The 18,806-nt window shown below is 63.4% G+C and carries 24 protein-coding genes; 15 read left to right on the top strand and 9 right to left on the bottom strand.

All coding sequences use genetic code 11. From position 1 onward, the window contains the following. Positions 1 to 321, bottom strand: coding sequence for a DUF1476 domain-containing protein (locus tag SLT36_RS18285; RefSeq protein ID WP_067962605.1), 321 nt, complete (start codon positions 319 to 321; stop codon positions 1 to 3). 286 nt (positions 322 to 607) lie between these two features. On the opposite strand from SLT36_RS18285, the gene purC reads away from it, so the two are divergent. The 4 genes from purC (at position 608) to SLT36_RS18305 (ending at position 2,817) form a co-directional block, all read left to right on the top strand. Beyond that, positions 608 to 1,375 (top strand): phosphoribosylaminoimidazolesuccinocarboxamide synthase, encoded by a 768-nt coding sequence (gene purC, locus SLT36_RS18290; RefSeq protein ID WP_115732345.1) that lies wholly within the window; start codon positions 608 to 610, stop codon positions 1,373 to 1,375. 71 nt (positions 1,376 to 1,446) lie between these two features. Beyond that, the gene (gene purS, locus SLT36_RS18295) at positions 1,447 to 1,689 is read left to right on the top strand and encodes a phosphoribosylformylglycinamidine synthase subunit PurS (RefSeq protein WP_067966646.1); all 243 of its coding nucleotides are present in this window, start codon (positions 1,447 to 1,449) and stop codon (positions 1,687 to 1,689) included. Position 1,690: 1 nt separating this feature from the next. Next, a complete protein-coding gene (purQ, locus tag SLT36_RS18300; RefSeq protein ID WP_432283828.1) occupies positions 1,691 to 2,365 on the top strand; it encodes a phosphoribosylformylglycinamidine synthase subunit PurQ in 675 nt (224 codons plus the stop codon). A 44-nt stretch (positions 2,366 to 2,409) separates the two neighbouring features. Beyond that, positions 2,410 to 2,817: a hypothetical protein gene (locus SLT36_RS18305; protein WP_432283829.1), complete on the top strand. Its 408-nt coding sequence runs from the start codon at positions 2,410 to 2,412 to the stop codon at positions 2,815 to 2,817. A 220-nt stretch (positions 2,818 to 3,037) separates the two neighbouring features. On the opposite strand, the gene SLT36_RS18310 is transcribed toward SLT36_RS18305, so the two are convergent. Beyond that, positions 3,038 to 3,253 (bottom strand): DUF1127 domain-containing protein, encoded by a 216-nt coding sequence (locus SLT36_RS18310; protein ID WP_432283830.1) that lies wholly within the window; start codon positions 3,251 to 3,253, stop codon positions 3,038 to 3,040. Positions 3,254 to 3,336: 83 nt separating this feature from the next. On the opposite strand from SLT36_RS18310, the gene SLT36_RS18315 reads away from it, so the two are divergent. The 8 genes from SLT36_RS18315 to SLT36_RS18350 all read left to right on the top strand — a co-directional run bounded on the left by SLT36_RS18315 (position 3,337) and on the right by SLT36_RS18350 (position 10,787). Further along, a complete protein-coding gene (locus SLT36_RS18315; protein ID WP_432283831.1) occupies positions 3,337 to 4,752 on the top strand; it encodes a PLP-dependent aminotransferase family protein in 1,416 nt (471 codons plus the stop codon). Between the two features lie 131 nt (positions 4,753 to 4,883). Next, entirely contained in the window at positions 4,884 to 7,109 is a 2,226-nt protein-coding gene (gene purL / locus SLT36_RS18320; RefSeq protein WP_432283832.1) for a phosphoribosylformylglycinamidine synthase subunit PurL, read from the top strand. A 14-nt stretch (positions 7,110 to 7,123) separates the two neighbouring features. Then, positions 7,124 to 7,357: a BolA family protein gene (locus SLT36_RS18325; protein WP_263007320.1), complete on the top strand. Its 234-nt coding sequence runs from the start codon at positions 7,124 to 7,126 to the stop codon at positions 7,355 to 7,357. Between the two features lie 40 nt (positions 7,358 to 7,397). Further along, positions 7,398 to 7,853 (top strand): hypothetical protein, encoded by a 456-nt coding sequence (locus SLT36_RS18330; RefSeq protein ID WP_432283833.1) that lies wholly within the window; start codon positions 7,398 to 7,400, stop codon positions 7,851 to 7,853. 44 nt (positions 7,854 to 7,897) lie between these two features. Continuing rightward, positions 7,898 to 8,626: a class I SAM-dependent DNA methyltransferase gene (locus SLT36_RS18335; RefSeq protein WP_432283834.1), complete on the top strand. Its 729-nt coding sequence runs from the start codon at positions 7,898 to 7,900 to the stop codon at positions 8,624 to 8,626. Between the two features lie 77 nt (positions 8,627 to 8,703). Further along, positions 8,704 to 8,928 carry a hypothetical protein gene (locus SLT36_RS18340; protein ID WP_432283835.1) on the top strand — a complete coding sequence of 75 codons (225 nt, stop codon included), beginning with the start codon at positions 8,704 to 8,706 and terminating at the stop codon, positions 8,926 to 8,928. A gap of 164 nt (positions 8,929 to 9,092) precedes the next feature. Further along, on the top strand, positions 9,093 to 9,428 hold the full coding sequence (gene grxD, locus SLT36_RS18345; RefSeq protein WP_067962632.1) for a Grx4 family monothiol glutaredoxin: 336 nt from the start codon (positions 9,093 to 9,095) through the stop codon (positions 9,426 to 9,428). Between the two features lie 93 nt (positions 9,429 to 9,521). Then, positions 9,522 to 10,787, top strand: coding sequence for a multidrug effflux MFS transporter (locus tag SLT36_RS18350; protein ID WP_432283836.1), 1,266 nt, complete (start codon positions 9,522 to 9,524; stop codon positions 10,785 to 10,787). An 88-nt stretch (positions 10,788 to 10,875) separates the two neighbouring features. On the opposite strand, the gene ttcA is transcribed toward SLT36_RS18350, so the two are convergent. Further along, positions 10,876 to 11,724: a tRNA 2-thiocytidine(32) synthetase TtcA gene (gene ttcA, locus SLT36_RS18355; protein ID WP_432283837.1), complete on the bottom strand. Its 849-nt coding sequence runs from the start codon at positions 11,722 to 11,724 to the stop codon at positions 10,876 to 10,878. A 178-nt stretch (positions 11,725 to 11,902) separates the two neighbouring features. Between ttcA and SLT36_RS18360 the strand changes: the two genes are divergently transcribed. Beyond that, positions 11,903 to 13,273: an IS1182 family transposase gene (locus tag SLT36_RS18360; protein WP_432283660.1), complete on the top strand. Its 1,371-nt coding sequence runs from the start codon at positions 11,903 to 11,905 to the stop codon at positions 13,271 to 13,273. A gap of 162 nt (positions 13,274 to 13,435) precedes the next feature. Here the strand turns inward: SLT36_RS18360 and rpsD are convergent, their stop codons facing one another. The 3 genes from rpsD to SLT36_RS18375 form a co-directional block, all read right to left on the bottom strand. Further along, a complete protein-coding gene (rpsD, locus tag SLT36_RS18365; protein WP_115732354.1) occupies positions 13,436 to 14,053 on the bottom strand; it encodes a 30S ribosomal protein S4 in 618 nt (205 codons plus the stop codon). Positions 14,054 to 14,275: 222 nt separating this feature from the next. Next, positions 14,276 to 14,983 carry a 2OG-Fe(II) oxygenase gene (locus SLT36_RS18370; protein ID WP_432283838.1) on the bottom strand — a complete coding sequence of 236 codons (708 nt, stop codon included), beginning with the start codon at positions 14,981 to 14,983 and terminating at the stop codon, positions 14,276 to 14,278. 74 nt (positions 14,984 to 15,057) lie between these two features. Beyond that, on the bottom strand, positions 15,058 to 15,468 hold the full coding sequence (locus SLT36_RS18375) for a winged helix-turn-helix transcriptional regulator (RefSeq protein WP_432283839.1): 411 nt from the start codon (positions 15,466 to 15,468) through the stop codon (positions 15,058 to 15,060). A gap of 147 nt (positions 15,469 to 15,615) precedes the next feature. Between SLT36_RS18375 and SLT36_RS18380 the strand changes: the two genes are divergently transcribed. Next, a complete protein-coding gene (locus tag SLT36_RS18380) occupies positions 15,616 to 16,251 on the top strand; it encodes an NAD(P)-dependent oxidoreductase (RefSeq protein ID WP_154385523.1) in 636 nt (211 codons plus the stop codon). Positions 16,252 to 16,292: 41 nt separating this feature from the next. Here SLT36_RS18380 and SLT36_RS18385 read toward each other — a convergent pair whose 3' ends face one another. From SLT36_RS18385 to SLT36_RS18395, 3 genes are all read right to left on the bottom strand, one after another. Then, the gene (locus SLT36_RS18385; protein ID WP_432283840.1) at positions 16,293 to 16,481 is read right to left on the bottom strand and encodes a DUF3008 family protein; all 189 of its coding nucleotides are present in this window, start codon (positions 16,479 to 16,481) and stop codon (positions 16,293 to 16,295) included. A gap of 78 nt (positions 16,482 to 16,559) precedes the next feature. Beyond that, entirely contained in the window at positions 16,560 to 17,354 is a 795-nt protein-coding gene (gene murI / locus SLT36_RS18390; RefSeq protein ID WP_432283841.1) for a glutamate racemase, read from the bottom strand. Then, on the bottom strand, positions 17,347 to 18,207 hold the full coding sequence (locus tag SLT36_RS18395; RefSeq protein WP_432283842.1) for an RNA methyltransferase: 861 nt from the start codon (positions 18,205 to 18,207) through the stop codon (positions 17,347 to 17,349). Before SLT36_RS18395 ends, murI begins: the two co-directional genes overlap by 8 nt. 99 nt (positions 18,208 to 18,306) lie before the next feature. Here SLT36_RS18395 and SLT36_RS18400 point away from each other — a divergent pair, with 99 nt between their 5' ends. Then, on the top strand, positions 18,307 to 18,651 hold the full coding sequence (locus tag SLT36_RS18400) for a TfoX/Sxy family protein (protein WP_432283843.1): 345 nt from the start codon (positions 18,307 to 18,309) through the stop codon (positions 18,649 to 18,651). The last annotated feature ends 155 nt before the right edge of the window (positions 18,652 to 18,806 follow it).

The following is an 18,806-nucleotide window of genomic DNA, read 5'->3' on the forward strand; positions in this document are numbered from 1 at the left end:
TCAGGTATTCTTGATCTGGTCGATCGCCTGCGCCATCAGCTCGTCCATGGTGCGGCGGATCTGATGATCGGACTGGTCGACGCCGGCGGCGTCGAAATCAGCGCGGATCTTGCGGAAGACGTCATGGTCGCCGGCTTCCTCGATGTCGGAAACCACGACTTCCTTGGCGTAGGCCTCGGCGTCGGCACCCGACTTGCCAAGCTTTTCGGCAGCCCAGAGGCCGAGCGCCTTGTTGCGCCGCGCATTTGCCTTGAAGCGCAGCTCTTCGTCGAAGACGAACTTGCGCTCAAAACCTTCTTCGCGGTCCTTCATGTTGCTCATGGCAATCCTCCAGGGAGTGGGAAATCGATTCGACTTCCGGTGCATATGATATCGACTTCCTCAAACCAAAAGCCCGCCGCCCGGTCAATACGTCTCTTTTGAGCTGTTTGCCTGTGCGGTGCGGCATTTCCGCAGCAAAAGGCGTTGATTGGCGGGAAATGATGATTGAGCAATTGGCCCGATTAAGATAGAGACCGGCCTTGAAACCCACAGCCGCCGCGGCTTTGCGGCGTGAGAAAGGGACCGGTAACTTGCCGTCCACCCTTCCAACCAGAGAATCATTCAAATGAAGAATCGCCGCCGCATCTACGAAGGCAAGGCCAAGATCCTTTATGAAGGCCCCGAGCCGGGCACCCTGATCCAGTTCTTCAAGGACGACGCCACCGCCTTCAACAAGAAGAAGCATGAGGTCGTCGACGGCAAGGGCGTGCTCAACAACCGCATTTCCGAGCACATCTTCAACCACCTGAACCGCATGGGCATTCCGACCCACTTCATCCGCCGCCTCAACATGCGCGAGCAGCTGATCAAGGAAGTCGAGATCATCCCGCTCGAGGTCGTTGTCCGCAACGTCGCCGCCGGCTCGTTGGCCAAGCGCCTCGGCATCGAGGAAGGCACCGTTCTGCCGCGCTCGATCATCGAATTCTACTACAAGGCCGACGCGCTCGACGACCCGATGGTCTCCGAAGAGCACGTCACGGCCTTCGGCTGGGCGAGCCCGCAGGAAATCGACGACATCATGGCGCTGGCCATCCGCGTCAACGACTTCCTCTCCGGCCTGTTCATGGGCGTCGGCATCCAACTGGTCGACTTCAAGATCGAATGCGGCCGCCTGTTCGAGGGCGACATGATGCGCATCGTGGTTGCCGACGAGATTTCGCCGGACAGCTGCCGCCTGTGGGACGTCGCCACCCAGGACAAGCTCGACAAGGACCGTTTCCGCCGCGACATGGGCGGGCTGGTCGAAGCCTACCAGGAAGTGGCGCGCCGTCTCGGCATCATGAACGAGAACGAGACGCCCCGTCCGACCGGGCCGGTCCTCGTCAAGCACTGACAAATCCAAGCACGGGCGCGAGTAACTTCGCGCCCGACTGTTTTCCATTTCTGCTCCGGAGTGAAATGCCCGTGATCAAGGCCCGCGTCACCGTCACCCTCAAGAACGGCGTGCTCGACCCCCAAGGCAAGGCTATCGAACATGCGCTCGACGGCCTCGGCTTCGGCGGCGTCGGTTCGGTGCGCCAGGGCAAGGTCTTCGACGTCGAAATCGACGGCGCCGACAAGGCCAAGGCGGAAGCCGACCTCAACGCCATGTGCGAGAAGCTTCTGGCGAACACGGTGATCGAGAATTACGCAGTGGAGATTGCCTGACGTGAAATCAGCAGTCGTTCTCCTCCCCGGCCTGAACCGCGACCGCGACATGATCGCGGCGCTGACCAAGATTTCGGGCACCGCGCCCGTCACCGTCTGGCAGACCGACACGGAAATCCCCGATGTCGACCTGATCGCCATTCCCGGCGGCTTCTCCTTCGGCGACTATCTGCGTTGCGGCGCGATCGCGGCCCGCATGCCGGTGATGCGCGCCGTGGCCGAGAAGGCCGCCAAGGGCGTGCAGGTCGTCGGCGTCTGCAACGGCTTCCAGATCCTGGTCGAGGCGGGCCTGCTGCCGGGCGCCCTGATGCGCAACGCTTCGCTGAAGTTCGTCTGCCGCGAAGTGAAGCTCGAGATCGCCAACGCCAACACCGCCTTTACGCGCAACTACGCGGCCGGCCAGATCATCCGCTGCCCGGTGGCGCATCACGACGGCAACTATTTTGCCGATCCAGAGACGCTGGCGCGCATCGAGGGCGAAGGCCAGGTCGTGGTCCGCTACGCCGAGGGCACCAACCCGAACGGCTCGCTCAACGACATTGCCGGCATCATCAATGACAAGGGCAACGTGCTCGGACTGATGCCGCACCCGGAAAACCTGATCGAGGCAGCGCATGGCGGCGACGATGGCCGCGCGTTGTTCGAGAGCGCACTCGGGCTGCCCAAGGCAGCCTGAGCGAACCTCCTCCCCTCACTCTCTGAAAAGGCTGGTATCGGCGCATGAAGTCTCTGCGGATTCTGGCGGCAACGGCCGCGGTCATCGGTCTCGCCGCCTGCAATTCTGGCCCGAAGACACCGCCGCCCTCGTCATCCGGCAAGAGCGCTTCGCTGCGTTCGATGGAGCAGGTGGCGATCGCTGCGCACAAATGCTGGTTCGCCAGCAAGGATCCGGCCTTCAAGAAGTACCAGATGGCCAATGAGCTGAACAATTTCGGCGGCACGCCGCGGTTCCTGCTCGTGCCGGCCAAGCAGTATGGCGCGCGCCCGCTGCTGGTCGTGCAGGCACAGGGCAGTTCCAGTCAGGTCCAGGTGTTCGGCCCGCTGATGAGCGAAGCGCTCGGCAGCCGGATCACATCTGACATCAATCGCTGGCGCAGCGGCGACGCGTCCTGCGGCTCGGCCGCCTGACGGACCGGCAAATCGTCAATTGCCCGCCTCTCGTGCCCGCCTGGGGGCAAAAGAGGTGGAGGCACCAGGGGCGCGCCTCCACCTAAACCGAACCGTCAGTGGGTCGTGACGGCTCGCGACCATGGGAGTGGGCCGCATCGGCCCGAAAGCCGAACCCGGCTTTCGAAAAGTCCGACGCGAAAACTCAGGAATCGAGAGCGCCCACTTATGCGTCCGCGCTCTAGTCGTAGAAGGGGCGTAGCCCTTCGCGATAAGCGTCGCAGCGCGAAATTCCGATATCGGCGAGCTGGTCGTCGGTCAGTTCCAGCAGCGCCAGCCTGGTGCGCCGCCGCTCCAGGCAAAACGCCAGCCACCGCACGAAGCTACGAAGGGCGCCGCGCTTCCGGTGCGGAGATGCAGCCGTGGCAACTCCGCCAATTGCATCGATTGTACTCATCTCAATTATCCGCATTGTGTCTATTTTTGACGATCAATGCTATGAATTGACTCAGTGACGATAGCAATTTAGGAATTGTCACCATGACAATTTGGCTTCCCGACCTTACATCCGGCTCCGGCCCGCTCTATCTCAGGCTGGCCGAGCGGATCGAGAACGATATCGACAACGGCATACTCGCCTCCGGTGCCAAGCTGCCGCCGCAGCGTGACCTGGCCTACGACATCGGCGTTACCATCGGCACTGTCGGCCGCGCCTACGCGCTGCTGCGCGAACGCGGACTGGTGAGCGGCGAAGTCGGCCGCGGCACCTATGTGTTGGAGCGCAATGGTATCCAGCCTTCCATCATCGAGCCTGCTCCCCTGCCCCACGAGGGATCGCGGTCGGTGGAAGCACCGACGGGCAAGCTGCATTTTGACAGCACGGCTGCGCCCAATGTCGGGCAGAACAGTGCAATCGAGACAATCACCTCGGCGATCTGCCGCGACTTTCCCGACGACGTCGCGAGTTACGCCCGGAACTTCCCCGAGCACTGGTTCAGGGCCGGCAGCGTCTGGCTGGGACGCAACGGCTTCGCCCCCTCGCCCGACACGATCGTGCCGACGCTCGGCGCGCATGCGGCAATCGTCTCGATCATCGCGGCGGTGACGCAGCCGGGCGACTTCATCGTGTTCGAGCACCTCACCTATACGCAGGTGGCGCGCAGCGCCGGACTGATCGGGCGGCGCATGGCGCTCGTCCGGTCAGACGCCCATGGCGTCGACCCCGACGATTTCGAAGCCGTCTGCGCGCAGAAGCATCCCAAGGTCGCCTTCCTGATGCCGACGGGGCAGAATCCGACCGGCGCGACCATGCCGGCCGAGCGGCGCGCCGCGATTGCCGACGTCGCGCGCAAATACAACGTCCTGCTGATCGAGGACGATCTGTATGGCGCCCTGACCGACGACCGCACGCCGCTGCTGGCCGAATTCGCCCCCGAGCGGGTCTTCGTGGTCGGCGGCCTGTCGAAATCGGTTGCCGCCGGCGTACGCGGCGGCTGGTTGTCCTGCCCGGCGCATTTCCGGCACAGCATCCGCGTCGCCCACAAGATGGTCACCGGCGGCATGCCGTTCCTGCTGGCTGAACTGTGCGCGCAACTGGTGCTATCAGGCGAGGCTGCGGCCATTCGCGCCCGCTCTATCGCCGAGATCAATGCGCGTCTCGACATCGTTCGCAAGACCCTCGCCGGCAGCGACTTCAACATCGCCGCCAACATCCCCTTCGTCTGGCTGGCCCTGCCGGAGCCCTGGAATTCCGGGACACTCAAGAATGCCGCCTATGGCCAGGGCGTGTTGGTCGACGACGAGGACGAGTTCAAGGCCGGGCGCTCCGACCAGGTTTTCCACCGCGTCCGGATCGGCATTTCGGCACCGCGCACGCGCAGCGAGGTCGAAGGCGGGCTGATCAAGCTGCGCCGCCTGCTCGACGAGGGTGACGCCGGCTACGACAGCTTCGGCTGAAACCCTGAGATCACGGGCGGATGGCCGTTTCCGTGCCATAAAGGGTGACTTTCTGGCCATTGGCGGTATATCCCGGGGCAATCATGCGCTATGGAGCCACCAACGCTCCCCAACGGATTCTGCGATCTACGATGACCATTCAGAATGACGTGAAGATCACCGGCGAACTCATCGCCGCGCACGGGCTCAAGCCGGACGAATACCAGCGCATCCTCGACCTTGTCGGGCGCGAGCCGAGCTTTACCGAACTCGGCATCTTCTCGGCGATGTGGAACGAGCACTGCTCCTACAAGTCGTCGAAGAAGTGGCTGCGCACGCTGCCGACCAAGGGTGACGTCGTCATCCAGGGCCCCGGCGAGAACGCCGGCGTCGTCGACATCGGCGACGGCGACTGCGTGGTCTTCAAGATGGAGAGCCACAACCACCCCTCCTACATCGAGCCCTATCAGGGGGCTGCGACCGGTGTCGGCGGCATCCTGCGTGACGTCTTCACCATGGGCGCCCGCCCGGTTGCCTCGATGAACGCCCTGCGCTTCGGTGCGCCCGACCACCCCAAGACCCGCCACCTGGTGTCGGGCGTGGTTGCCGGCGTCGGCGGCTATGGCAACGCCTTCGGCGTGCCGACCGTCGGCGGCGAAGTCAATTTCGATGCCCGCTACAATGGCAACATCCTGGTCAACGCCTTTGCCGCCGGCCTCGCCAGGACCGACGGCATATTCCTGTCGCAGGCCAAGGGCGTCGGCCTACCGGTCGTCTATCTCGGCGCCAAGACCGGTCGTGACGGCGTCGGCGGCGCGACCATGGCCTCGGCCGAGTTCGACGACAAGATCGACGAGAAGCGCCCGACCGTTCAGGTCGGCGATCCGTTCACCGAAAAATGCCTGCTGGAGGCCTGCCTCGAGCTGATGGCTTCAGGCGCCGTCATCGCCATCCAGGACATGGGTGCCGCCGGCCTGACCTGCTCGGCCGTCGAGATGGGCGCCAAGGGTGACCTCGGCATCGAGCTCGACCTCGACCGGGTGCCGGTGCGCGAAGAGCGCATGAGCGCCTACGAGATGATGCTGTCGGAAAGCCAGGAGCGCATGCTCATGGTGCTGCGTCCCGAGAAGGAGAAGGAAGCCGAGGCGATCTTCGTCAAATGGGGCCTCGATTTCGCCATCGTCGGCAAGACCACTGACGATTTGCGTTTCCGCGTCATCCATCAGGGGGTTGAAGTCGCCAACCTGCCGATCAAGGAACTCGGCGACGAGGCGCCCGAATATGATCGTCCCTGGGTCGAGCCCGCCAAGCGGGCGGCGCTGGCTGCCGACGACGTGCCGCAGGCCGATGTCGCCGACGCGCTGCTCAAGATGCTCGGCGGCCCCGACCTGTCGTCGCGCCGCTGGGTCTACGAGCAGTATGACACGATGATCCAGGGCAACACGCTGCAGCGCCCCGGCGGCGACGCCGGCGTCGTCCGTGTCGAAGGCCACGCCACCAAGGCACTGGCGTTTTCGTCCGACGTGACGCCGCGCTATTGCGAGGCCGATCCCTATGAGGGTGGCAAGCAGGCGGTCGCCGAGTGCTGGCGCAACCTGACCGCGACCGGCGCTGTGCCGCTCGCCGCCACCGACAACCTCAATTTCGGCAATCCCGAGCGCCCCGAGATCATGGGCCAGTTCGTGCGTGCCGTGACCGGCATCGGCGACGCCTGCCGCGCACTCGGCTTCCCGATCGTCTCGGGCAACGTCTCGCTCTACAACGAGACCAACGGCCAGGGCATCCTGCCCACGCCGACAATCGGCGGCGTCGGCCTGATCGACGACTGGTCGAAGATGGCCAAGGCCTGCTTTGCCAAGGAGGGCGAAGTGATCCTGCTGGTCGGCGGCCCGGCCCAGTGGGGCAGCCACCTCGCCCAGTCGATCTACATGCGCGACGTGCATGGCCGCACCGACGGCCCGCCGCCGGCTGTCGACCTCGAGCACGAAAAGAAGGTCGGCGACTTCGTGCGCAAGCTGATCCGCAGCGGCACGGCCACTGCCGTGCACGATCTGTCGGACGGCGGCCTCGCCGTGGCTCTCGCCGAAATGGCGATGGCATCGAACATCGGGGCGACTGTTCCGGGCCTCAGCGGCACCAACCCGATCCCGGTGTTCTTCGGCGAGGACCAGGGCCGTTACCTGGTCACCGTCAAGCTTGACCCGCAGTCGGCCGAGATGCAGGAATTGTGGGACGACGCCAAGGCGCTCGGCATCCACGCTCCGTGGATCGGAACGACCGGCGGCAAGGAACTGAAGCTGGGCGAGGCACGGGCGGTGAGCGTCGACGAGTTGACCTCGGCTCACGAATCCTGGTTCCCTCGCTTCATGGACAACTGAGCGGGAACGACAAAATGGCAATGGACGCACACGACATCGAGCGCATGATCAAGGAAGGCATTCCGGATGCCCGGGTGACCATCCGCGATCTCGCCGGCGATGGCGACCACTACGCCGCCGAGGTCGTCTCGGAGAGCTTCCGCGGCAAGACCCGCGTGCAGCAGCACCAGATGGTCTACGACGCGTTGAAGGGCAACATGGGCGGCGTGCTGCACGCACTCGCCCTGCAGACCAGCATTCCGGAATAGCCTGATGTCAGGCGCGGCTTCTCAGGGACTGCCCCGGAGAATGTCGCGCCTGCTGGCGCTCGCTGCCTGCGCAGTTATCGCCCTGACCGGGGCCGGCAGGACCCAATCTTCAACCGACTATGAAGCTATTGCCGCGGCGCGGCAGTTTTTCGCCAAGTTCGACCGCGGCGACTTCGCCGGCGCCTACCTGCACTTTGCCAAGCGCAGCCAAGCGGTCATCGGCTACGATTCCTGGCTTGCTTCATCAGCGACGAGCGATCCTGTCCAGCAAAGACGTTTCACCAGGACTGTCACCTACGAGCAGCCTGAAGGTCGTCTTGTAGCGGTCGAGTTCGACGGAAAATCGGCTGCGGGCGACAAGGAGTGTGGTTATGTCGTCGTCGATCGTCTGGGCTTTGTCGTCCATGTCGACAGCACCAGAATTCCGGCGTCAGTCCTGAACAGTGTCTCCCTGGAAGAGCTGCTGAAACTCTCTCCATTGCCTGGGTGCGGCTGAGAGGCTGTGTCTCGATCAGGCTGCCCCTTACACAGGCAAGTTACATGTCTGAAAACGAACCGATCGCGCGCCGCGCCTACGCCACCTTTGCCGACCGCTACGACGCGGCAGCTCCCACCAAGCCCCACAATGCACTCTATGAGCGGCCGGCGTCGCTTGCCCTGCTCGGCGATGTCGCCGGGCTGGACGTGGTCGATGCCGGCTGCGGCTCCGGCATCTGCTCGGAAAAGCTGGCGCGCGGCGGCGCCCGGGTCCGCGGCTTCGACATCACGACCGAAATGCTTGAACTGGCGCGCAAGCGCTGCGCCGGTCTCGACGTCGCGTTCCACCAAGGCGATCTGGCCAGGCCCCTGGATTGGCTGGCAAGCGGCAGCACCGACGCGATCCTGTGTTCGCTGGCGCTCGACTATGTCGAAGACCTCAAGCCTGTCTTCGCCGAGTTTCATCGCATTACGCGCGGCGGAGGCCGGCTGGTGTTCTCGATGGGGCACCCGATGCGTGACTGGGGCGATCCGCGCGCACGCGGCGGCGCCGACTATTTCACGACAAACCGTTGGGGCCTGCATTGGGGCGGCTTTGGCGAGCCCAGGCCTTACGTCGAATCCTACCGTCGCCCGCTGCAGGACATTTTGAACGGCCTGAGCGATGCCGGCTGGCGTCTCGACCGTTTTGTCGAACCGCTGCCGGTGGCCGAGATGGCCGCCGTCGACCACGAACACTTTGCTGAGCTCAGCCATTCGCCTGGGTTCATCTGCGTGCGGGCGATCAAGTAGGCCAGAAGGCCGAGGCCCTCGACATCGATCGCCCGATCTTTTATCCGGGACATTCCACAGAACAGGGGCACGCGCTGATGTCATTGATCAACGACCTGGTCCAAGGCGTCGTCGACGGCGTGCTGAAGGACATTCTGAAGAAGCCGTCGAGCACCTCGAAGCGCACCCGCCGCCGCAAGCGGACGACGTCGACGAGTTCGGCCACGCTGCGCCAGATCGAGAAGCTTTTGAGGCCAGCCAAGAAGCAGACCAGCCGCAAGCGCACGGTCCGCTCGCGCTCGAAGGCACGCCGCAGCAGCTGACTGGCACCACAACGCAGGTGCTGCACGGCAAAAAGGTCACATTTCCGGATTTCGGGTCGACCCGACGCTTGGAATGCTCGACTGTTGCAACCACATAGTGGCAGATGCTAGCAGTCTAACGAACATTGCCGGTCCGCCGGCCAGATCTGAGGTTTAGGTGCGCCATGAGCGGAATCAACGAATACATCGATAGCGAAGTGAAGAGCCAGGATGTCGTGGTTTTCATGAAGGGCACGCCCGGCTTTCCGCAGTGCGGCTTTTCCGGCCAGGTCGTCCAGATCCTCGACTACCTCGGTGTCGACTACAAGGGCGTCAACGTCCTGACCTCGAACGAGCTTCGCCAGGGCATCAAGGACTATTCCAACTGGCCGACCATCCCCCAGCTCTACGTCAAGGGTGAGTTCGTCGGCGGTTGCGACATCATCCGCGAGATGTTCCAGGCCGGCGAACTGCAGTCGTTCCTGGAAGAGAAGGGCGTGAGCGTCAAGGGCGCCGCCTGACCTAAGAATTACCGGCTCCGGCCTGTTCCGGGGTCCCGTTTGTGGCAAATGCGCCGGCTTGCCCGGCGCATTTCCGTTTGAATTGGATTCCGAATGGAACAGAAAGTCGCTCCCAGCGTCCGTCAGGACGCATTCCCGATTCCGCGTTGGGAATTCATCGCGCTGGCCGCCGCATTGATGGCCGTCAACGCGCTTGCCGTCGACATCATGCTGCCGGCGCTTCAGCAGATCGGTGCTGCCCTCAACGTCGAGAGCGAGAACCACCGGCAATATGTGATTACCGCCTATTTCGCCGGCCTCGCACTGGCGCTGCTGGCCTATGGCCCGATCTCCGACCAGTTCGGCCGGCGCAAGCCGCTGCTGTTCGGCCTCGGCATCTATGTGCTTGCGGCCTTCGCGGCGGCATTCGCGCCAAGCTTCGAAACGCTGCTTCTGCTGCGCTTCGTCCAGGGCATAGGTGCTGCGTCGACGCGCGTCATTGCGGTATCGGTGGTGCGCGATCGCTTCGGCGGGCGGCAGATGGCCGAGATCATGTCGCTGATCTTCATGGTGTTCATGGTCGTGCCGGTGGTGGCGCCCGCCATGGGGCAGATCGTCATGCTGTTTTCGGAATGGCACATGATTTTCATCGTCATGGCGGTGTCGGCGCTTGCGATCACGCTTTGGGCGGCGATCCGCCTGCCTGAAACGATGCATCCGGAGGACCGGCGACCGCTGTCGGTGATGTCGATCGGCCGGGGCTTCCGCACAGTGCTCACCACGCGCATGTCGCTGTGGTACACGCTGGCCTCGATGACCATCTTCGGCGCGCTGTTCGGCTTCATCAACTCGGCGCAGCAGGTCTATGTCGGCCTCTACGGGCTCGGCGTGTGGTTCCCGGCGGTGTTTGCGGCCATTGCCGGCATGATGTCGGTGTCGTCGTTCCTCAACTCGCGTCTCGTCGTCAAATTCGGCATGCGCAAGCTGTCGCACGGCGCCCTGATCGGCTTCCTGCTGGTGAGTGCGATCTGGCTCGTCTGGTCGCTGACCGGGCCGGTGCCGTTTCCAGCCTTCATCGTGCTGTTTGCTCTGGCGATGTTCCAGTTCGGCTGGATCGGCTCCAACTTCAACTCGATCTCGATGGAGCCGCTCGGCCATATCGCCGGCACGGCATCCTCGGTGCAGGGTTTCATGCAGACCTTGGGCGGTGGCATGATCGGTGCGGCCATCGGCCAATCCTTCGATGGCACGACGGTGCCGCTGGCGATCGGTTTCTGCGGCGTCGCCTCGATTGGCCTGGTGATGGTGCTGATTGCCGAGAAGGGCAGGCTGTTCCGCGGCCAGCATGATCCGAAGCCGGCAGTTGCCGAGGTCCACTGACAGCGTCGACGACGCACAGCCTCTGAAATAGAAACAGCCCGAAAACCTCAAGGTTTTCGGGCTGTTCGTTTTGGTGACCCTGTCGACCTCAGCCAGCCATCAGGCTGGTGAAATCGAACAGCTTGCGATCGAGGAGATGCGACGGACGGGTGTTGGACAGCGCCCGCAGCATGGTATCCTTGCGGCCCGGCATGCGCTTTTCGATGTCGTCCAACATCGCCTTCATGGCGTTGCGCTGCAGGCCTTCCTGGCTGCCGCAGAGGTCGCAAGGGATGATCGGAAACTTCATGCCCTCGGCGAATTTGGCCATGTCAGCCTCCGCGCAGAAGGCCAGAGGTCTCAGAACCATGACGTCGCCCTCGTCATTGAGCAGCTTGGGCGGCATGGCGGCGAGGCGTCCGCCATGGAACAGGTTCATGAAGAAGGTCTCGAGAATGTCCTCGCGATGGTGGCCGAGCACCAGCGAGGAACAGCCCTCCTCACGCGCGATGCGGTAGAGGTGCCCTCGCCTGAGCCGCGAGCACAGTGAACAATAGGTGCTGCCCTCCGGCAGTTTCTCGGTAACGACCGAATAGGTGTCGCGATATTCGATGCGATGGGCGATGCCATTGGCCTTGAGATAATCGGGCAGCACGTTCTTGGGGAAGTTCGGCTGGCCCTGGTCGAGATTGCAGGCGAGCAGATCGACCGGCAGCAGGCCGCGCCATTTGAGATCCATCAGGACCGCGAGCAGGCCATAGGAATCCTTGCCGCCCGATAGCGCCACCAGCCAGCGCTCGCCTGATTTGGCCATGGCGTAGTCTTCGATCGCCTGGCGCGTCTGGCGCAGCAGTCGCTTGCGCAGCTTGTTGAACTCGACCGAGGACGGGGCATCGCGATAGAGCGGGAATGCACCCTCCGCAGGCTCGGCCAGCGCGTCCTGTTCGTGAATGCCCATCGGTCTGGTCCTTCAATCCACGGCGCGCAGATACGGGACAGCGCTGCCGCCAGCGGTATTCCGCAAATTCAGGCGGCGCGCAAGACATGCGCCCCAAACGAAAAGAGCGGCCGTTGCCGGCCGCCCAGACTGCTGACAAACCCCTGGCGAGAGTTGGGGGTTTGTGATTCAGTGTGTGATGTTGAAGCGAGCTGGCCCTGAACAAACCGCACTTGAGATCGTCACGCTTGATCAACTGGTTCCAGTTGATCACCTTCTGCGCAAGATCGATGGTGTTATCGATTTCTCGTTCATCCACGATCTGACAGCGCCGCTTTACTGCGCCGACAATGGTCGCCCGCCACTCGATCCGACCTTGATGTTCAAGGCGCTGTTCATCGGCTACCTGTTCGGGGTGCGCTCGGAGCGGCAATTGGTGCGAGAGATCGAGGTCAATGTCGCCTACCGGTGGTTCCTGCGGCTGAAGCTGACGGACAAGGTGTTCGACGCCTCGACATTGTCGCAGAACCGCCGCCGGCGCTACCAGGACGAGACGATCGCGCAGGCGATCTTCGACCGCATTGTCGAGCAGGCGATCGGGGCAGGCTTGGTCGACGGCACGGTGCTCTACACCGACAGCACGCACCTGAAGGCCAATGCCAACAAGGGCAAGTACGACCTTGCCATGGTCGCCAAGTCGCGTGCCGACTACTGGGGCGAACTCGACCGGGCGATCGATGCCGAACGGGCGCTGCACGGCCAGAAGGCGCTGAAGGAGCAGGAGCGGCAGCCTGCGGTGAAAGAGACGAAGGTCTCGCGCACCGATCCTGAGGCAGGCTATATGGTGCGCGAGGGCAAGCCGAAGGGCTTCTTTTATCTCGATCACCGCACGGTGGATGGCGGCTTCGGCATCATCACCGACACGTTTGCCACGCCGGCCAACGTGCATGACTCGATCGTCTATCTCGACCGGCTCGACCGCCAGGTGGAGCGTTTCGGCTTCGACGTCACGGCGGCGGGGCTGGATGCCGGCTATGCCACGCCAGGCATCGCCAAGGGCCTGGAGGACAGGAACATCCAGGGTGTCGTCGGCTATCGCAACCCGCCCCGGCCAAAGCCTGGCAAGATGAGGAAGGGCGCTTTCGTCCATGAGCCGGACCTTGACGGCTATCGTTGCCCGCAGGGCCAGTTGCTCACTTACGCCACCACCGATCGCGGCGGTTATCGCCACTACAAGAGCGACCCGACGATCTGCCGCAACTGTCCGCTGCTGGCGTCTTGCACATCAAACGCCAAGGCCGAGCGCACCATCACGCGCCATGTCTGGCAGGATGTCCGCGAGCGGGTCGATGCCAACCGCTTAACCGCATGGGGCAAGGCGATCTATCGACGCCGCAAGGAGACGGTCGAGCGATCCTTCGCCGATGCCAAGCAGCTCTTCGGCCATCGCTATGCACGCTTCCGAGGGCGAACACGCGTCGCCTGCCAGTGCCTGATCGCAGCCGCCGCCCAAAACATGAAAAAGATCGCAATCAGCCTCTGGCCAAAGCCAAAACCAAGCCTCGCATGAGGCCAAAGCGGGCTCGCAACGGCCCTGGCATCTGCTCCCCGAAATCAAGCCAAAAGCTCAATCAACCCACAAAACAAAACCCCGCCGAAATTCGACGGGGTTCGTCAGCAGTCTGAGCGGCCGTTGCCGGCCGCCCTTTGAAATTCGATGCGATCCGAAGGATTAGCGCGAATAGAATTCGACGACGAGGTTCGGTTCCATCTGGACTGCGTACGGAACGTCCGACAGGCCGGGAACGCGAGCGAAGGTCGCGACCATCTTGTTGTGATCGACTTCGATGTAGTCAGGAACGTCACGCTCGGCGAGGCCAACCGCCTCGAGAACGATGACCAGCTGCTTCGACTTCTCGCGGACTTCGATCACGTCGCCAGCCTTGCAGCGGTAGGACGAGATGTTGGTGCGCTTGCCGTTGACGTTGACGTGGCCGTGGTTGACGAACTGGCGGGCCGCGAAAATGGTCGGCACGAACTTGGCGCGGTAGACGACCGCATCCAGACGCGACTCGAGCAGGCCGATCAGGTTCTCGGAGGTGTCGCCCTTGCGGCGGTTTGCCTCTTCATAGGTCTTGCGGAACTGCTTTTCCGAAACGTCGCCGTAGTGACCCTTCAGCTTCTGCTTGGCGCGCAGCTGCAGACCGAAGTCCGAGAGCTTGCCCTTGCGGCGCTGGCCGTGCTGGCCGGGGCCGTATTCACGCTTGTTGACCGGGGACTTCGGACGGCCCCAGATGTTCTCGCCAAGACGGCGATCGATTTTGTACTTAGCGGATTCGCGCTTGCTCATCGCATTTCCCTTCAAAACGTTGCACCCGGAACTTCACGTTCCAGGCGAGGAAAACGCGCCCTCCTCTGGCCCCCGTTTTCGGAGCCTGACAGGATCTTCCACGCACGCATTGCGGAAAAGGTCCACGGGACACGTCAAATGAAACACCGGGCGTTTCGGCCCGGCGTTGGCGGCTAACTAGGCGAAACCGGCTGCAATGTCAACGCTTCCAAGGCAGCCGGCTCACTTCGCATCGTGGAAGATGATGCCGAGCGTGAAGCGCTCGCCGGAGCGGATGCGGCTGACGCCGTGGCGCATCTTTACCCGATAGTCGCCGCGCGAACCAGCCTTGGGCCGATCGTTGACGGCAAACAGCGCGCCATGGCCGATGCCGAGGGGCACCACCTCGGCGCGCGACTGCATGCGTGGCCGCTGCTCGGTCATGACCAATTCGCCGCCCACGAATTCGGATTGCGGGTCGGAGAGCAGAATCACCAGCTGGACCGGAAACAGGTGCTCGCCATAAACGTCCTGATGCAGGCAATTGTAGTCACCGGCGCCGTATTTCAGGAGAAGCGGCGTCGGCCTTGTCTGACCGTCGGCGTGGCATTCGGCAAGGAAGGCGTCGAATTCCGGGGGATAGCGCCTGACGAGCCCCATGCGCTCGTTCCAGCCATTGGCGAAGGGAGCGAGGCGCTCATAGAAGCCGTGGCGAAGGCCTGAGATCACTTCAGGAAGCGGGTTGGCGAAGTATTTGTACTCTCCCGCCCCGAAACCATGACGCTGCATGACGACGCGGCTGCGGAACTGCGCGTCGCGGTCATACAGCGCGCGCAAGGCCTGGCAGGTCTCGTTGTCGAGCAGCGGACCGGTCGGCGCGACACCAAACTCGTCGAGCTCACTGAGGATTCGCGTCCAGTCCAGGCGCGAAACGATAGGGTTTGGCTTCATGGCGGCGCTCCGTTGCTGTTGGAGGCCGACGCTATGCGCTCAATCCGGGCGCCGCATTCCGATTCCTGCGAGGCTCAGGCACCGAGATCGAACGCCTCCCGCGCCTGGCGCATGCGGTCACGATTGCTCGCGGCCCAGCCGCCGAGCGACGCGATCGGCACGGCAAGCGACTGGCCGAGCCCGGTCAGCCCGTATTCGACCTCCGGCGGGGTTGTCGGCCGCACCGTCCGGGTGACCAGCCCGTCACGCTCCAGCGAACGCAAGGTGACCGTCAGCATGCGCTGCGAGATACCTTCGATCGCGCGCTTGAGCGCATTGAAGCGCACCGGCTGCTCCTGGAGATTGATGATGACGAGGATGCTCCAAGTGTCGCCGACACGGTCGAGTACCTCGCGGATCGGGCATGTGCTGCGGCCGTCGGTTTCGAAGCCGGGGGTGGTGTGAAGCAGCGGCACCACGATTGCGGGTTTTGTCGGGGCGTTCATGTGGTTCCTCTGACGTAACCTGGGCACGAAATCATGCGTTCTTTTCGCCCCCTTCGGTTCGATCTATATAGTTATCGTTGGTAACCTGATTACAGATCATACCTGCATTCGCCTGAAATGGCAAAGCAGGCGAACAAGGAGAAGATCATGAAACTCGCTCTCATCGGCGCATCCGGCTTCGTCGGCAACGCGGTGCTCAAGGAAGCCGCTTCGCGTGACCACGAGGTCACGGCCATCGTGCGCACTCCGTCCAAGGTCGCCGCCCTCGACGGCGTCACCGCTGTCAAAGCCGACGTCAACGACATCGACGCGCTGAAGGCCGCGATCTCGGGCAGCGACGTCGTCGTCTCCGCCTTCAATGGCGGCTGGGGCGATCCGGAGATCTACGCCAAGCATCTCGCCGGCTCGAAGGCGATCGTCGCAGCCGCAAAGGCCGCCGGCAAGCGCGTCATCGTCGTCGGTGGCGCTGGCAGCCTCGAAATCGACGGCAAACAGCTCGTCGACGGCCCGCACTTCCCCGAAGCCTACAAGGACGGTGCACGCGCTGCGCGCGACGCCCTTGCGGCCCTGCGCGGCGAGACCGGTCTGGAATGGTCGTTCCTGTCGCCGGCAATCATGATGGCCCCGGGCGCACGCACCGCAAAATTCCGCACAGGTGGCGACCAGCCGGTGTTCGATGCCAATGGCGAAAGCCACATCTCGGTGGAAGACCTGGCCGTCGCCATCGTCAACGAGGCTGAAACGCCTGAGCATACGGGCAAGCGCTTCACCGTCGGCTACTGACCGGCTCGCCGAGGCTCAGTGCCCGACGGGTTAGCCGGACCTCAGTGCTTTGTCTTGTGCTCCGGCAAACCCTTGTGGCTGGTCTCGGCGAACTCCTCGAGTTCCTTTTCGGTCATCGATTCATACATTTCCTTCGATGCGCCGACGAGTTCGCTCTTCTTGATCTCGCCGCGCTTGGCGGCAAGGGCTGCTCCAGCGGCTTTCTGCTGGGCTTTGGACACGGCTGGCATTGCGTTTCTCCTTACCTCTGGGCCTTTGGACCTCTGGGCCTTTGGACCTCTCGGCTTTGGGAAACGCCTGCCGGACCGTCATGTTCCTTCGACTGTCAGTCCAAAGCCCTGCATCAGCCGGCGCGTCGCGAAATCGGTGCGCTTGGACGTGAAGACGGCGATGTCGCGGCCCGTATCGTCGCGCCACTCGCGTGAACCGTCGAGCAAGGACAGCGCGCGGCGCGCGATCGCCTCGGCCGGATCGATCCAGTCGACCGGCCAGGGCGCTGTCTTGCGCATGCGGTTGACCAGGAAAGGATAATGCGTGCAGGCAAGCACGACGATATCGGTGCGGCGGCCGTCCTGTTCGACGAAGCACGGGGCGATTTCCTCTGCTACCTCCTGTTCATCGACGAAACCCTCGCGCATGTAGGTCTCGGCCAAGGCTGCCAGCCTGTGGCTGCCGACGAGGCGGACATGGCACTTCGACGCCCATTGGGTAATGAGGTCGCGCGTGTACTGGCGCTTCACCGTGCCCGGCGTGGCCAGCACCGAAACGAGGCCCGAACAGGTGCGCTCGGCCGCCGGCTTGATGGCCGGCACTGTGCCGACGAATGGGTGGTCGGGAAAACGCTCGCGGATCGCCTCGATGACCAGCGTCGAGGCGGTATTGCAGGGAATGACCGACAGCTCGGGCTTGAAGCGCTCGAGCAATTCGTCGAACAGGCCAAGGATGCGCTGCTTGAGCGCCGGCTCCTCCCAGTTGCCATAAGGAAATGCCGCATCATCGGCGACATAGACGAAGCGGCGGTCGGGCATCAGCACACGCGCCTCGCGCAGCACGGTCAGCCCGCCAATGCCGGAATCGAACATCAGGATCGGGCGGTCAGTCATTGTCGAGCCCTCTGCCGCCGACCGGCGGCGTGTCGTCCTCGTCGCTTCCGGCGCCACCCGAATGGGCGGCGAGGTCAACCTTGGCCTTGCGCTCGGGATACCCCTTGCCGCGCGGCTCCTTGGGCGAGAAATAGTCGAGCGAGGCAACGACGCCGCGCAGCACCTTGAGCTCGGGGGAGAAGAAGCCGGCCCGGGTCAGCACCGAGCGCAGATTGTCGACCATCTTCGGCTTCTTGGTCGCCGGGCGGAAATAGCCGCGCGCCTCGAGGGCGGATTCGAGGTGATTGAACAGGCCGTGCAGCTCGTCCTTGGTCGCCGGCTTCATGTCAGGGCCAGAGAAATTGGTCTGGGTCTCGTCTTCCAGACCTGATTTCATCCACTCATAGGACATCAACAGCACCGCCTGGGCGATGTTGAGCGAGGCAAATCTGGGATCGACCGGGAAGGTGACGATCTCGTCGGCCAGGCTCACTTCCTCGTTGTAGAGGCCGAAACGCTCGCGCCCGAACAGTATGCCGGTGCGAAGACCTGACGCGGCGCGGCTGCGCAGCATGCGGCCGGCCTCGACGGGACCGCGCACTTCCTTGAAGCCGTCACGCTCGCGCGCGGTGGTGGCGAAGACGAAGTTGAGGTCGGCAACCGCCGATGCGAGGTCGGGGAAGACCACGACGGCGTCGATGACGTGATCGGCGTTGCTGGCAGCGGAGCGCGCCTTCTCGTTCGGCCAGCCGTCGCGTGGATTGACCAGGCGCAGTTCGCCGAGACTGAAATTGGCCATGGCGCGCGCCACCATGCCGATGTTCTCGCCGAGCTGCGGCTCGACGAGGATGATCACGGGGGCCGCTGTTGGCATGGAGTTTTCTGACATTGTTGCGATTGAACCGAGAATTGCGCCTTTTGCGCGTCCCTGACATATTCGCGCGCGAAAATGAAGTTCCGGTAAGGGCGAGCCATGGCGGACGATCTCGCGGAGCAGATCCGGGCCGTTGTCGGCGACGATCCCAATGTCGGCGAAATCCGTATGTTCGGCGGCACCTGCTTCACGCTCAACGGCAACATGATGGTCGGCACGCTGAAGGACGGCGCCTTGCTGGTGCGCGTCGGTGAGGAACAGGAGCCCGCGGCTCTCGCCTTGCCGAGCGCCAGGCGAATGGACTTCACCGGCCGCGAGATGAAAGGCTTCATCATGGTGGCGCCTGATAAGCTCGACGACCGGGCGATCGAGAGCTGGATCGCCATGGCGTCGCGCTTCGTCGGGCCGATGCCGCCGAAGACGGGCTCAGCCAAGCGGAAATGACCTGCGGCACCAGCGACGGCCAACGTCGCAGCCAAGCATTTCATACAATGTCAGCAAACAGGCCGAAGGTCGCAATCGCAATCATTTGCGCCGTCCGATTCGCTTTGGTATAGGGGCCGCACTCCCAATCGTGAACCTCCGGAACCGGCTGGTTC

This window comes from Aminobacter sp. BA135, assembly GCF_050859125.1.
Taxonomy (GTDB): Bacteria; Pseudomonadota; Alphaproteobacteria; order Rhizobiales; family Rhizobiaceae; genus Aminobacter; species Aminobacter ciceronei.